This is a genomic window from Nostoc cf. commune SO-36, assembly GCF_023734775.1.
GTDB lineage: Bacteria > Cyanobacteriota > Cyanobacteriia > Cyanobacteriales > Nostocaceae > Nostoc > Nostoc commune_A.
Window position 1 is genome coordinate 6789575 of the sequence record NZ_AP025732.1, and the last position, 13143, is coordinate 6802717.

Below are 13143 nucleotides of genomic sequence, written 5' to 3' on the forward strand. Positions count from 1 at the left end.
CTTTTTATATTAGTAAATTTATTTAAATAATTGGTGTAGTTCGATATCAGTTTTAGTTGCGATCGCTGGGAGCATCCCAATTTTGCTTAAATCTTTTCCCTCACCCCCAGCCCCTCTCCCATCTTTGGGAGAGGGGAGACATAATTCTAGTTCCCCTTCTCCCATCTTTGGGAGAAGGGGTTAGGGGATGAGGGCGATCAAAGTTTTTGCACATTTGGGATGCTCCCCGCCTGCGGTGGGCTACGCCAAGGCATTTGTTACTTCGGGGTTCGCGTTTGTTACTTCGAGGTTCGCGTTTGTTACTTCGGGGTTCGCGTTTGTTACTTCGGGGTTCGCGTTTGTTACTTCGGGGTTCGCGTTTGTTACTTCGGGGTTCGCGTTTGTTACTTCGGGGTTCGCGTTTGTTACTTCGGGGTTCGCGTTTGTTACTTCGGGGTTCGCGTTTGTTACTTCGGGGTTCGCGTTTGTTACTTCGGGGTTCGCGTTTGTTACTTCGGGGTTCGCGTTTGTTACTTCGGGGTTCGCGTTTGTTACTTCGGGGTTCGCGTTTGTTACTTCGGAGACTACATTTGTTATTTCGGCGTGTTCATAACGTACCTTACGAAACTACTAAAAGAGTTGAAACCTATGCTGGTCATACTTGTGTGTACACCGCAGGTTCAACTGGGCTTCAAGAACTATTTTCTGACGTATGGCGTAGATAGAGCATAGGTTACAGCAGAGCAAAGTAGAGTAGTACAAATCTTCTGGCAACAGGTGTTGTAGTATAATAGTAATACGGGTAAAACCTTTATTCTTTCGTGAAAAGCTTGTGCCAACTTTGACTTGATTGCACTAAAAGGAGAGTAGCGATGAAAAAAGTAGCGGTGTTTGGCAATGCTGGAGGCGGGAAATCAACTCTAAGCAAGAAGTTATCTCAAATCACTGGTTTGCCGCTTTACGTCTTAGACAAGATTAAATCTCAATCAGGGGGCAAGCTGGTTCCAGATAAAGACTATAAGCTTGCCCATCAAAAAATTTTAGTTAGTGACCAATGGATTATTGACGGGTTTGGTTGCATGGAAACCCTCTGGCTACGACTCAATGAGGCAGATAGTCTAATTTTTGTCGATTTACCGCTATATGTGCATGGATGGTGGGTAACTAAACGACTAATCACAGGTTACTTTAAACCGCCAGAAGGCTGGCCTTCTAATAGTCCAATATTAAGGAGTTCGCTTAGTAGCTATCGCGTACTTTGGTTATGCCACAAATATTTGACCCCAAAATACCGTGAGTATATCGAACAGGCTCAAAGCATCAAAAATGTTTATCACATTCGCTCGACTAAACAAATTTCGCAATTTTTTGAGTTAATTGAAAAAGAGGAAAAGGAGCAGGGGGGATAGAAAATAGTTGGGATTCGACACTTATTTAAGAGACGCTGCGCCTTTGGCATAGCAAGGACATGGTAAGTAAGTAGGCATGATTAAAACAATTCGCAATTCGCAATTCGCAATTCGCAATTACGTTTTGTGACGGGGATTTAGATTTAGGCATCAAAACCTGCTGCCTGTAGAGACAGGGGACTTAAACCCCCATCACTTGTTAAATATAAGATGTCATTGCGAGTGAAGCGAAGCAATCCCAGAGACTTTGCGATTGCTTCGCTTCACTCGCAATGACGGAACATATTATATTTATTTACGCCCATTTACTTATAAAAAGGCTGTTTAGCTTACTTTGCCAAACTCCAGCCCAGGGCTAGTGCTACTTCAGCAGCTAATTCTAGGGGATTGAATGGTTTAGCGATCGCACTGATCATTCCCATCTGGGTATAGCGACGGCGATCGGAAGCCTGGATTTTGGCAGTTAACAAAATTACCGGAATCGCTTTAGTTAATGGATTGGCTTGTAACTTTTCAAAGGTAGTGATACCATCCATTCCTGGCATCATTACATCAAGTAAAATTGCATCTGGTTGGTAAGTTTCAGCTTTAATTATGCCTTCTTCGCCAGAACTCGCTGTTACTACTTTCCAGCCTGCGACTGTTTCCAAGCAAATCTTGGCAACTTCTTGAATATACTGCTCGTTATCAACCACTAGAATTTGCTTTGTTGTCATCGCTGCTATCCTTTTGTAGGTTCAGGGGAATCTGCTGAAGTAATTTCATCATCCGTTGTTCAAATTCCTCGGTGGTAACAGGCCCTTTGGTTAAAAATTCTGCATCTTGGCTTAATTGGCTATTTACGTGTGCATCGTAACGAATATCAATCACGGGAATGGTGGTATTTTGGAAAGTCTCAAACAAGGGCAAAGTGACATAAAAAGTGCTACCTCCGCCTAATGTACTTTCAGCCCAGATGCGTCCGCCGTGCTGTTGCATAATGCTCTTACAAATTGCTAAACCTAAACCAGTACCATCATGGTTGCGTGAATCTGAAGAGTCAACTTGTTGAAAGCGCTCAAAGATACTCTCAAGTTTCTCTGTTGGAATACCGCGTCCAGTATCTTTGACTGTCAACAAAACTTCATTCTCTTGTTGTTGTGCCCCTAACCAAATCGTAGATCCAGCAGACGAAAATTTAACGTATAGCGGAAGTCCCCACCTTCAATGTACCCATAAGGTGGGGATTGTGAGCGGGGGATAAGGATTACATCTGGAATTGATTTTTTACACAGTAAAAACCAATTCTGGATGTATGACGAATCCCCAGAATTTTCTGGTAAGATATATATTGTCTTGACCCTCCGGGTTCAAAATCGCTCTACTTGGGGAGACCCCAAGACTGCGTTTTTCACCATCAATGCCGCAAGCGAAAACCAAGCTAATAGGTATATGTTGCAAGAGAAAAATTTGGGTCTTGGGAACCAGGACTCCTGCCCTTGGAGGGAATGTAAGACTTGTCTTTTACTACGGAGTTCTGGAAGCTATTCCCGATGAATTGGGAAGCACCGTCCGTCTTACGGCGGGGTAGTTCACTGGCGTTACTCAGTAGATTAGTTAAGGTTTGGACAATGCGATCGCAATCAGCCAATACTTGAACGGATAAGGCAGAAATGGATAGTTTTATTTCTGCTTTGTCAGCTAGAGGCTGCATGACATTTACTGCTTGAGTGATTAGATCAAGGATATTGCAGATTTCTGGTTCCATCTTCGCCTTACCTGATTCGATCCGCTCAATATCTAGAATGTCGTTGATTAAACGTACTAGGGGACTTGCGAAAAAATAAAGTACCAGCCATTCTAGAATATTTAGGAAGCGCGGATCTACCAGCCCCAGCACTAAATCTCTAGAATGGAAATCTCTCAAGTCATGCTGACCGACTCCATCAAATCTACCTTTAAAGATGCAGCGAAGAAACTAACTGGGAGCATCAAAAGAGATTTCATGGCAAAAGTTACCGAAGATTACTTTGATAGTTCAGCCCGTAAAGCAGAAACAGTATTGGGATGGAATCGCTGCTGTGTACAACTAGGCCTGCATGAACGACGGACAGGGATAGTCTGTATAGATAACTATCAGGCAAGAGGAAGACACAAGAGTGTTGAGATTCTACCCAATTTAGAATCGGATATTCGTTCATTGGTAGATGCTCAAGCTCAAGCCGACCCAAAATTTCAATCAACCTTTCTGTATGCGCGCATTAGTGCCAGAGCAGTAAGAGAAGCATTGGTGAATGTTCATGGCTACGACGAGAGCGAATTACCGTCTCGCCAAACCTTGGGGGAGATTCTCAATCGCTTGGGGTATCGCCTAAAAAAACACAAAAAACCAAGCCTTTGAAAAAGATTCCCCAAACAGATGCCATATTTGAGAATGTGTTCCGGGAGAATCAGGCATCAGATGAGAATCCCAAATCATTAAGAGTGTCTATTGATACTAAAGCCAAAGTGAAGATTGGGAACCTTTCTAGAGGCCGGTAAAGCCCGGACACTGGAAGCAAAAGCGGCGGATGATCATGATACTCTCATGTCTTGCGGTCTTAGTTCCCTTTGGCATTCTCAACACGCACAGTAACCAGTTATCTATTTATTTGGGACAGTCGGCGGAAACAAGTGATTTTATAGTCGATTGTTTAACCGCTTGGTGGCGTGAGAATCAACACAATTACCTTGATCTCGATGAATGGGTGATTGATCTTGATGGCGGTGCGGCGACTCGCAGTGACCGCACACAATTTATTAAACGCATGGTTGAGTTATCTCAAGCAATTAATCTCAAAATCCGACTGATTTATTATCCCCCCTACCATAGCAAGTACAATCCCATAGAGCGGTGTTGGGCTACCCTGGAGAATTATTGGAATGGCGCAATTTTAGATTCTGTTGAAGCCGCTGCTCATTGGGCTGCCAATATGACCTGGAAAGGAATTGCACCTATTGTACATCTGGTTGAAACCACTTATGAAAAAGGAATTAAAGTTCTGTCACGAGAGTTAGAACAGTATCAACCCCAATGGCAACGTTCTGAAACATTACCCAAATGGGATATTACTATCGTCCCTGTTTAGATGGTACTTTATTTTCCTGCTACTCCCTAGGCGTTCGCTGCTATCAGTAGCAATTTGCAGCAAGCGTTTTGCTTGCTCTGAATCTGTCGGTAGCAAGCCACTGGCTAGCATTCCGAGAGAGCCGTAAATTGAAGTTAAAGGTGTGCGCTGACGCTCGTCTAGTTGTGACTGCAACTGTTCATTCACCCTAATTAACTCGGCGGTGCGCTCTGCCACTCTCAATTCCAATTCGTTGATAGCTCGGAAATTGTAGGATGAGGAAAAGCTTACTCCCCCTGCCTCATCTTCCCCTACCGCCTTACCCCCTTGCGCCACGCGCTGCCGCAATTTCACCCGTTCTAAACGATTGACGATTCGGGTTACTAGTTCTGGCCCGACAATTGGCTTGCTTACAAAGTCATCAGCACCAACGCTAAATACCTGATTTACCATCTCAGCATCGCTATGCACAGTGAGAAATAAGATGGGTAACTCACTCCAGTGCGGATCGTTGCGTACTAACTTGCAAAGCTCTATACCCCTTGTATAAGGTAACTCCACATCCAGAATCAGCATATCTGGTGCAAATGCTTCCAAAGTTTCCCAGAACTGACGCGGATCTTCAAGAGCGATCGCCTTTAGTCCCCAAGGATGAAGTAAGGTTTGCAACAATGCCTGAATTTGCGGATCATCGTCCACAACCAATATTTTAGTTTCTGCATCGGGGTCATTTTTGCAGTGTTTGTGTGATTTTTAATACCTGTGGAGTTGGTGATGCAGATATTGCTGCTGCGTTGTTTGCCTGAATTTCCCGACGCAATAACTTTACCCAACTTTCGAGGTTGCTAATCTCAGATTTAGTCAAGGTTTGACTAGAACTCAGCAGCCGTTCTATATCGCGTGCCAATTTTGAGCCAGTAGGTAAGCCAAAAGTACCTAAAGATCCCGCCAAGGTATGGGCTTCTTTGACTGCAAGCGATCGCAATTCTAAATTTAAACTATTTTGGTTTAAAGTTGCGATCGCTTCCTCCAGCACCCTCACCTGCTCGTCCACCCGCCCTTGAAATCGTTGCCAAATTTCCCCAACTGCCATTAATGTTTGCTGCTGTGATTTCAAATTGGCAACCGAGGATTTTGCCTGATTTAATTCCTCCCTGTCCCTGTGCCCATCTTCCAATGGTTTCAGCCGATAACCGATACCATAAACGGTTTCCACCAAATCACTGGGCGCTCCTACAGCTTTGAGTTTATGTCGTAATCCTTTAATATGAGTGCGAACAGCTTCTTCTTGTGGAGTATCTTCATAAGACCAAAGATGTTCTAAAATCATGCCACAGCTAAATACTCGGCGACTATTTCGCAAGAATATTTCTAACAGAGCATACTCTTTTGGAGTAAGTGGCAGCAGATTACCAGCATAGATCACTTCACAGCTACTAGGGTCTAGCTGCAGCTTACCATACTTCAGCACAGGTTGCGAGGTTACACCTTGGCGACGCAACAGCGCCCTAACACGAGCAATTAACTCCTCTGCGTCAAAGGGTTTAACTACATAGTCATCTGCGCCAGCATCTAATCCGATTGCTTTATCATGACCACTATCGCGCCCTGTCAATAATAATATTGGCATTTGCAGACCACTAGACCGGATTCTCCGGCAAAGACTGATACCATCCAGCTTGGGCAACACTATATCCAGCAGGATTAAATCATAATCGTAAGTTTGAATAAAATTCCAAGCGGCATCGCCATCAGTAGCAACTTCAACGGCATAGTTGTGCTGAGTCAAAACGGCGGTGAGTGAATATGCATTTAACTCGTCGTCTTCTACAACTAAAATTTTCATCTTAAAAGTTTTCCAAATTAAAATGGATATGACAGATAACAAGTAATTAACTTAAATTGAATTGCAACATTAATTAATATCAATCTTGAAGAAGAATCCAGAAGTCAGAATTCAGGAGTCAGAACAAGAAAGTGGGGGATTCAGACCCGCCACTAATTGTAGACCACTAAATTTTTAATTTAGCGGGGGTGCAAAAACGCCCTTTATTCATTCGCCACTCGCACAGAATTTAATTCTGTTAGCGGATAGCTAAGGTTTAGCCCATTCTGGCTCCTGACTCCTGAATTCTGCTTTGATAAAACTTTCAATACGCTACAACAGAAAAAAACTCTCTGCTAAACCTGTGAAAAAACGAGTAACACTCACCTTCCCAAAACGCGCCGTGCAAATGCCAGTTACTTACGTACTGGCTAAAGAGTTCAACGTCGCCGCTAATATTATCCGTGCCCAAGTTGCCCCAAATCAAATTGGCAAACTGGTAGTAGAACTATCGGGAGATATCGATCAATTAGATGCAGCGATTGAGTGGATGCGATCGCGCAATGTTAACGTTTCTTATACATTAGGCGAAATTACCATCGACGAGGATGTGTGTGTCCACTGTGGTTTGTGTACTGGGGTTTGTCCTACCGAAGCCCTGACTCTCCACCCAGAGACGTACAAATTGACATTCACGCGATCGCGTTGTATCGTCTGCGAACAGTGTATACCCACCTGTCCTGTACAGGCAATCTCTACTAACCTTTAAGATTGCCCATCAAACTTTTTCAACTAATCCCAAATCCAAGATTGATTTTAGCCCAGCTTAAACACATCCGCGATTACACTATCATCACCCACCAGCCTAGTTTTTGCCGGAGAGTCATAAACCACCAATATTGAAGGTATACCAGCCACATCTTCAAACAGCGTCATTCCCTCAGCGTGTTCTTCCCGATTTCCATAGGGGATATCTTGCACAAAATCTGGATTACTGAAGACGTTTTCTTGTGAATCCACCGCATTTATCCAGCGATACACTTGCACGGGGCCATCTAAATCCATTGTTGGCCCGGCTAAAATCAACAAATCTTTGTCATCTATATGCAAATCCCGAATTCCCAAACCATTCAACCAAACAAAATGCTTTTTATATAACTCCTGCGCTTCTCCAATTTGCTTTAGTCTCAAAAGTCCAGGAGTAGAATCTTCTAACTCTATTTCCAGCACCACAGCCCAACCCCGCAAAACAGGGCCACGCAAACCTAGAAAAATGCGATTTTGATAAATGCCTATCCCTTCAATATCAAAACCATTATCCTTTCCGGGAACTTCTGCCTTAATAAACAAGCCTAAATGAGCGTCATCTGCTAAAGCTGTCGTCAGCAAATTACCCTGATTCATAACCTCTAATTTAGCGGCGTTCAATTGCACATCTGGATTTTGGGGGTGTGGGCAAGATGAGAATAACTTGCCATCTATCATCGGAATCCTTCCTAAGAGGTAGCGGTTAGGTTCTGATTCAATTTTTGCGAGTCTTTGAAGATTTTTGGTATCTGGTTTTTCCGGTTTAGTTTTTTTGCGTTTGTAGCTGTGAGAACCAACAAACCATAGGTAATAATCAGTGTAAGCAAGTCCTTCTATATCAATTTCTTCCTCTTCTGGTGCAGGCAAGCTGATAAAATCTGATACCTTAAATTGCTGATGTTCTGTAAATTTGTCAGTATCAAACAAAGAGAGGCGCTCAATAGTTGAGGTTTCATCTGACCCCAACCATAAATACTTTTGATGTGTTAGCAGCACTGCTGATAAATCTTCTCTATGTTCTTTAAAATTATCTACAAAAGTCAACAAAACTTGATTGAGAAAATTTGAATTTGACATCTTTGTTTATGGTTGCGGAAAAAGATTAATAATGTTATCATAATTCATAATTTCATACTCTGTTAAATATTTTTAGAAGCTATCTACCATATAAAATAGCTAGAGTAAATTTGCTTTTAAACTTTTGATAGATATTGGATATTCCTAGAAGAGGATGCAAGTATTAATTTTTATAAATATAGTTTATATTATTATGCATTGGATAAAAAATATCAAAATTAGATACAACTTTTTAACTAATGTTATTATGCAATAACCTTATGAGGTAGCCATCAAAGATCAATTATGAAATTAGCCACACAACCTACCATAAAAACTCTCGGTGACTACGCTTACCAAGCGATCGAAAAACACTCTAAGAAAACCTTTAAGTGGGAAAAATCAGTAAAAAAAGACGAAGATCCAGAAGCACTACACCAAATGCGAGTGGGAATGCGTCGCCTACGGACAGCAGTAACTCGCTTTGGGGTAGCGGTAGATGTGCCGAAACCGATTAGCGATAAAAATATCGGTAAAATAGCTCGTCGTCTTGGTAGTCTGCGAGATTTAGATGTACTCAAAGAAAGTTTGGAAAACGATTACAAACCAAATTTACCTCGCAAAGAACAGGAATCTTTGCAAACAGCTTTCACAGCTTTAGCTAAACAACGTGAAGATGTACTATCGAGTGTGCAGAAAACGTTAAAAGATGAATCTTACAAATCTCTAAAAGATTCATTAGACAAGTGGTTAGAGAAACCTAGTTATCAACCTTTGGCATCTGTTACCATTCAGCAAGTACTACCAGACTTACTCTTACCAGAGTTAAGTAACTTCTTATTGCATCCTGGTTGGCTAGTTGGCACTCAATTTGTAGACTCAGAAATTACAATCCAGAAAAACTGGGAACCAGAAAAGATAGAACAAAAATTGGCAAGAGAAGGTACAATTCTTCATAGTTTGCGAAAAGAAGCTAAACGCATACGCTACCAAATGGAGTTATTTACTGACTTATATGGTGAGTCTTATGCAGCTTATATTACAGAAGTAAAAGATATCCAAGAAATTTTGGGTGTGATGCAAGATAGTGCCGTTTTAACTGACTGGCTGACAGATGTTTTGAAGTCAGAAATTCAGACTGAGTTGCCCACCCTTGCTAATTTGTTAACTGAAAATCGTTACAATTCGTGGCAGCAGTGGCAACCTTTGCAAGAACGGTATTTGAAAACTGAAACCAGGCATAGTTTTCACTTAACAATACTGCATCCCCTTTCAGGAGTAATAAATTAAAATTTACTCTTACTCTTTATTGGGCAAGGATTGGATTAACGAGTAGACAATTGAATAGAAGCTTCTAGGGACAAAACATAAACACTGGTCTGGGAAGTTTGTACAATACGGGTGTTTTCGGCAGAACATAAACCTGAAATTAGCCCAACAGCACTTTCTAGCATGGTTCCTCAGTCAAACTGTTCGGAATCGCCTTGACTCAAATAGCCCAAGGTGCTTCCACCAATCCTGCCTCAAACAGAGCGTCCATTCACATAAATCACGGCAGAGTTGCTTGCTCATTGCTAAACTATAGTTGGCGAGTGACGGAGAAAACATTCTCGTTGTAGCGTTGGATGGCTTGGGGTTTAGTTGGGATGAGGGTAGTTTGTAGTAGAGAGTGAGGCTGACTTCTCCGGCTTTGATGCCGTTGCGGATAACATCAACAATAACTCTTACCAATTTACGAATTTATAACAAAAGCTTTTTAGCAAAGGGTGGGTTGAAAGCGAATCCAGTTACGTTCTTGTTAGACTAGTATTGTGACTGTAGCAGTTCATTTTTGATATGAGGTATTTAGACTGCCTAGTAGTCACTAATTTGTTAACAGTGACAATCATTCTGTTAACAGTAAGAAGTAATTAGTCAATGTACAAATGGACGTAACTGGATTCGAACCAGTGACCTCTACGATGTCAACGTAGCGCTCTAACCAACTGAGCTATACGTCCTTAACCATACAATGATCGATAGTAGCATATACTTCTTTTAAAAGGCAAGATAATTTTTTGCCATGCTCAAATTTAATAGTGAGGCTGCCCGGTCTTGTTATATGAACTACCCCGCCCATCTTAAGAAGATGGACGAGGTTTCTGACGCTTCATATCGGACAAGAGCGAAAATCAATGTATAGAAATAGCAGCGCTACCTTTATACAACGGTTTCAGCCAACTGATAATTAATTTCTGAAGATGTCTAATAGTTAAATTTCTCGAATCCAAAATGCTAATCCGCCTCCACGGCCACGAGCCGCAATGAAATCTTCCGTCACTAAAAAGAAGGCAAAGAAGGGTAGTTTAGCTATGGGTTGGCTATAAAAATCTTCTGTTTTAACTTTACCAGAATGGATTGCTCTGTTGTAAACAACACGACTAAACAGAGTGATAAGCATTTGGTTAAAGTCAAACGCCAATAAATTTTTCTTATTTAAATATTGCACTGGCCCCGTAAGTTTAAATGAAACTTGGCTAAACTCAACCTGATTACCAATTTCGCCTCTACCTGAATCCTGTTCCAAGGTGGCATTAAAGGAAAGATGGATTGCTACGAATTTAGGCACATACAAACCCTTCCCTAATACAATTCCCCCGCGCTCTCTGACTTTCTTAGTGCCAGTAGCAAAGCAAAGTTGCCATTTACCAAGAAGAGATTTAAACGGATAAGTCAATCTTTGTTGCTTGGCAGCTTTTTCTGCTTGTAGCAAAGCCTTTACTAATATTTCAGCACTAGGGCGTGTGCCTTTTTGTCCTCGATACGCAGCCGTAGCCTCGGATAGCACGGTAACAAAGTCAGATGTCGTCGTAGATGTCAGATCAGCCGTCATGAAGGCACTATGGATTGAACTATTTCTTTGCTTTTCTGATAGATTGTAGCGTTCATTCGTTTATTTATTGTTAACGACTCGTTGTTGATATTCCTGTTCAGTGATCATATCGAGAGTATTTTCTAAACGATCTACAAATACGATACCGTCTAGATGATCGTACTCGTGTTGAAAAATCCGAGCGATAAAATCGGTTAGTTCTTGCTTTTGTAAGTTGCCTTGACAGTCAGTGTATTCTACTTCAATAGCTTTATACCGAGGAACTAGCCCCCTAATTCCTGGAACACTTAAACAACCTTCCCAATCTTTGACAACTTCAGTTGAATGAGCAATGATTTTGGGATTAATCATGGCAGTCGGTTCCATTTCTGGGGCGTTGGGATACCTGGCATTAGGACGGGAAGCCACAATAAATAAACGATAGGATTGTGCTATTTGAGGCGCAGCAATACCCACGCCGTTAGCTTTGGCAACAGTGGCGATTAAGTCTTCTATTAATTTTTGGATATGCTCATCTTGAATATTCTCAACCCAAGCAGCTTTTTGGCGCAATGTCGGATTGCCTAATTGAATTATTGGCGCTAATTCAGTCATGATAAAACTCTTTTTGGGAATAGGGATTGGGGACTAGGGAGTATGCCAGTTATCTTTCAAATGACAAATGACAAATGACAAATGACAAACATTATCCTTCACGTCTTACGGGCAAAGGAGCAGGTTGTACTCCTAGTTGGACAATTTGCCCATTGCGTTCTACTTCTATTGGTAATTTAGTGCCGATTTTGCTCTTTTCTACTAGCCTTTGTACTTCTTCAATTTTAGTAACAGGCTGGCTATTAATGCTTTTAATCACATCACCGACTCGTAGCCCAGCCACAGATGCAGGCGATCGCGGTACAATCTCAACCAGCAGAACGCCTTCATCTGCTTGTAGATTTAAGCGATCGCCTGCTCTATTTCTTATTCTTTCTTTAATTTCTGGTGTCAATGTCACCATCTGAACACCCAAATAAGGATGATCTACCTTGCCTGTAGCAATTAATTCTTGAGCAATTCTTTGTACGGTGTTAATGGGAATAGCAAATCCCAAACCTTGAGCGCCTCGAATAATAGCTGTGTTCATCGCAATCACTTGACCACGAGCATTGAGCAATGGGCCACCGGAATTGCCAGGGTTAATCGCTGCATCCGTTTGGATGTAATCAACCCGCTTGTCACTAGCACCGATGTCGCTACTAGAACGACCTGTAGCACTAATAATCCCAGAAGTAACGGTATTATTCAACCCTAATGGATTACCGATGGCAACTACAGCCTCTCCTGGTTGCAAAGCATCGGAGTTACCCACAGATAGAGTTGGCAGATTATTGGCATCAATTTTGATCGCCGCCACATCAGTTACCGGATCTTCACCCAAAACTTTACCATCAAAAGTCCGGCCATCTTTGAGTGTGACAGTAACTCTATCAGCACCATCTACGACATGGGAATTGGTCAAAATTTGACCAGAGGAGTTAATGATAAATCCAGAGCCACTACCCCGCTCTACCCGTTGTCTAGGCTGTGGCGCTGAGTCTCCAAAAAACCGTCGGAAAAATGGATCGTTAAATTCGTTTGGTACACGCGAAGTAATTGTCCGGGAAGAATCAATCCGAACTACCGCAGGCCCCACCTGTTGCACTACTTTCACTACAAAATTAGGATCTCCAGAGGAAGAGAAAATCTGCGGGGGGACAAATACCGGATTTGATTCTATTGTCTTTTGGGCTTGCGTATCGTTTTGTTGAGCTTCAAAGGTCTTAGCAGGCAGAACAGAGCAGCTCCCCAGGAACACCACTGCTACCCCGTATGAGAGCATTCCCAGAATATTATTTGCTCCCCATCTGTGGGACAAATGCCTGATATTAATCTTTTTAGGCGCTGAGTGATGATTTGTTGTCTTCATGTGTCGTTGCTTCTCCGTGTCAGTCGGTGGGTGTTAGGATCTTGCCTACCGGGTATGTCCCAAAATGATTACAACTTAAAAGTTTATTCTAGGTCTAGCGTGTCTCAATGCTAAATTAGTGCTTTCTCTTCTATTGTGACGATTTACAGCAAAGCTGGTGGATA

The 13143-nt window shown here is 42.1% G+C and carries 14 protein-coding genes, 1 tRNA gene and 4 pseudogenes; 7 read left to right on the plus strand and 12 right to left on the minus strand.

Annotation, left to right across the window (positions count from 1 at the left end; translation table 11 throughout):
* Positions 1 to 18: 18 nt before the first annotated feature.
* Positions 19 to 165 carry a hypothetical protein gene (locus ANSO36C_RS30565; RefSeq protein WP_251957817.1) on the minus strand — a complete coding sequence of 49 codons (147 nt, stop codon included), beginning with the start codon at positions 163 to 165 and terminating at the stop codon, positions 19 to 21.
* Between the two features lie 41 nt (positions 166 to 206).
* Here ANSO36C_RS30565 and ANSO36C_RS30570 point away from each other — a divergent pair, with 41 nt between their 5' ends.
* Positions 207 to 704 (plus strand): hypothetical protein, encoded by a 498-nt coding sequence (locus tag ANSO36C_RS30570; RefSeq protein WP_251957818.1) that lies wholly within the window; start codon positions 207 to 209, stop codon positions 702 to 704.
* 147 nt (positions 705 to 851) lie between these two features.
* Complete coding sequence (locus ANSO36C_RS30575) at positions 852 to 1388, plus strand: P-loop NTPase family protein (protein ID WP_251957819.1); 537 nt, start codon at positions 852 to 854, stop codon at positions 1386 to 1388.
* 329 nt (positions 1389 to 1717) lie between these two features.
* Here the strand turns inward: ANSO36C_RS30575 and ANSO36C_RS30580 are convergent, their stop codons facing one another.
* From ANSO36C_RS30580 to ANSO36C_RS35250, 3 genes and pseudogenes are all read right to left on the minus strand, one after another.
* Entirely contained in the window at positions 1718 to 2104 is a 387-nt protein-coding gene (locus ANSO36C_RS30580) for a response regulator (protein WP_251957820.1), read from the minus strand.
* Positions 2105 to 2273: 169 nt separating this feature from the next.
* Positions 2274 to 2570, minus strand: a pseudogene (locus tag ANSO36C_RS35245) (sensor histidine kinase); the annotation flags it as partial.
* Positions 2571 to 2964: 394 nt separating this feature from the next.
* Positions 2965 to 3195, minus strand: a pseudogene (locus tag ANSO36C_RS35250) (hypothetical protein); the annotation flags it as partial.
* Between the two features lie 84 nt (positions 3196 to 3279).
* Between ANSO36C_RS35250 and ANSO36C_RS30595 the strand changes: the two are divergent.
* The 3 genes from ANSO36C_RS30595 to ANSO36C_RS30600 are packed head-to-tail and all read left to right on the plus strand — an operon-like array spanning position 3280 to position 4495.
* The gene (locus ANSO36C_RS30595; protein WP_323374543.1) at positions 3280 to 3768 is read left to right on the plus strand and encodes a hypothetical protein; all 489 of its coding nucleotides are present in this window, start codon (positions 3280 to 3282) and stop codon (positions 3766 to 3768) included.
* Entirely contained in the window at positions 3765 to 3908 is a 144-nt protein-coding gene (locus tag ANSO36C_RS34610) for an ISAzo13-like element transposase-related protein (protein WP_323374544.1), read from the plus strand. Before ANSO36C_RS30595 ends, ANSO36C_RS34610 begins: the two co-directional genes overlap by 4 nt.
* 29 nt (positions 3909 to 3937) lie before the next feature.
* On the plus strand, positions 3938 to 4495 hold the full coding sequence (locus tag ANSO36C_RS30600) for an ISAzo13-like element transposase-related protein (RefSeq protein WP_251957822.1): 558 nt from the start codon (positions 3938 to 3940) through the stop codon (positions 4493 to 4495).
* 27 nt (positions 4496 to 4522) lie between these two features.
* Here the strand turns inward: ANSO36C_RS30600 and ANSO36C_RS30605 are convergent.
* Positions 4523 to 6320: pseudogene (locus ANSO36C_RS30605) on the minus strand (response regulator); the annotation flags it as partial.
* Between the two features lie 343 nt (positions 6321 to 6663).
* Here ANSO36C_RS30605 and ANSO36C_RS30610 point away from each other — a divergent pair.
* Complete coding sequence (locus tag ANSO36C_RS30610) at positions 6664 to 7068, plus strand: NIL domain-containing protein (RefSeq protein ID WP_251957823.1); 405 nt, start codon at positions 6664 to 6666, stop codon at positions 7066 to 7068.
* Between the two features lie 47 nt (positions 7069 to 7115).
* On the opposite strand, the gene ANSO36C_RS30615 is transcribed toward ANSO36C_RS30610, so the two are convergent.
* The gene (locus ANSO36C_RS30615; protein WP_251957824.1) at positions 7116 to 8183 is read right to left on the minus strand and encodes a DUF3616 domain-containing protein; all 1068 of its coding nucleotides are present in this window, start codon (positions 8181 to 8183) and stop codon (positions 7116 to 7118) included.
* 285 nt (positions 8184 to 8468) lie between these two features.
* Between ANSO36C_RS30615 and ANSO36C_RS30620 the strand changes: the two genes are divergently transcribed.
* The gene (locus ANSO36C_RS30620) at positions 8469 to 9452 is read left to right on the plus strand and encodes a CHAD domain-containing protein (RefSeq protein WP_251957825.1); all 984 of its coding nucleotides are present in this window, start codon (positions 8469 to 8471) and stop codon (positions 9450 to 9452) included.
* 35 nt (positions 9453 to 9487) lie between these two features.
* Here the strand turns inward: ANSO36C_RS30620 and ANSO36C_RS30625 are convergent.
* The 6 genes and pseudogenes from ANSO36C_RS30625 to ANSO36C_RS30650 all read right to left on the minus strand — a co-directional run.
* Positions 9488 to 9685: pseudogene (locus ANSO36C_RS30625) on the minus strand (hypothetical protein); the annotation flags it as partial.
* Positions 9627 to 9893 (minus strand): hypothetical protein, encoded by a 267-nt coding sequence (locus ANSO36C_RS30630; protein WP_251960499.1) that lies wholly within the window; start codon positions 9891 to 9893, stop codon positions 9627 to 9629. The gene ANSO36C_RS30630 and the pseudogene ANSO36C_RS30625, both read right to left, overlap by 59 nt.
* Before the next feature lie 195 nt (positions 9894 to 10088).
* Positions 10089 to 10162, minus strand: a tRNA-Val gene (locus ANSO36C_RS30635).
* Between the two features lie 251 nt (positions 10163 to 10413).
* On the minus strand, positions 10414 to 11034 hold the full coding sequence (locus tag ANSO36C_RS30640) for a hypothetical protein (RefSeq protein ID WP_251957826.1): 621 nt from the start codon (positions 11032 to 11034) through the stop codon (positions 10414 to 10416).
* Between the two features lie 60 nt (positions 11035 to 11094).
* Positions 11095 to 11628, minus strand: coding sequence for a peptide deformylase (gene def / locus ANSO36C_RS30645; RefSeq protein WP_251957827.1), 534 nt, complete (start codon positions 11626 to 11628; stop codon positions 11095 to 11097).
* Between the two features lie 91 nt (positions 11629 to 11719).
* Complete coding sequence (locus tag ANSO36C_RS30650; protein WP_251957828.1) at positions 11720 to 12979, minus strand: HhoA/HhoB/HtrA family serine endopeptidase; 1260 nt, start codon at positions 12977 to 12979, stop codon at positions 11720 to 11722.
* Positions 12980 to 13143 lie beyond the last annotated feature (164 nt).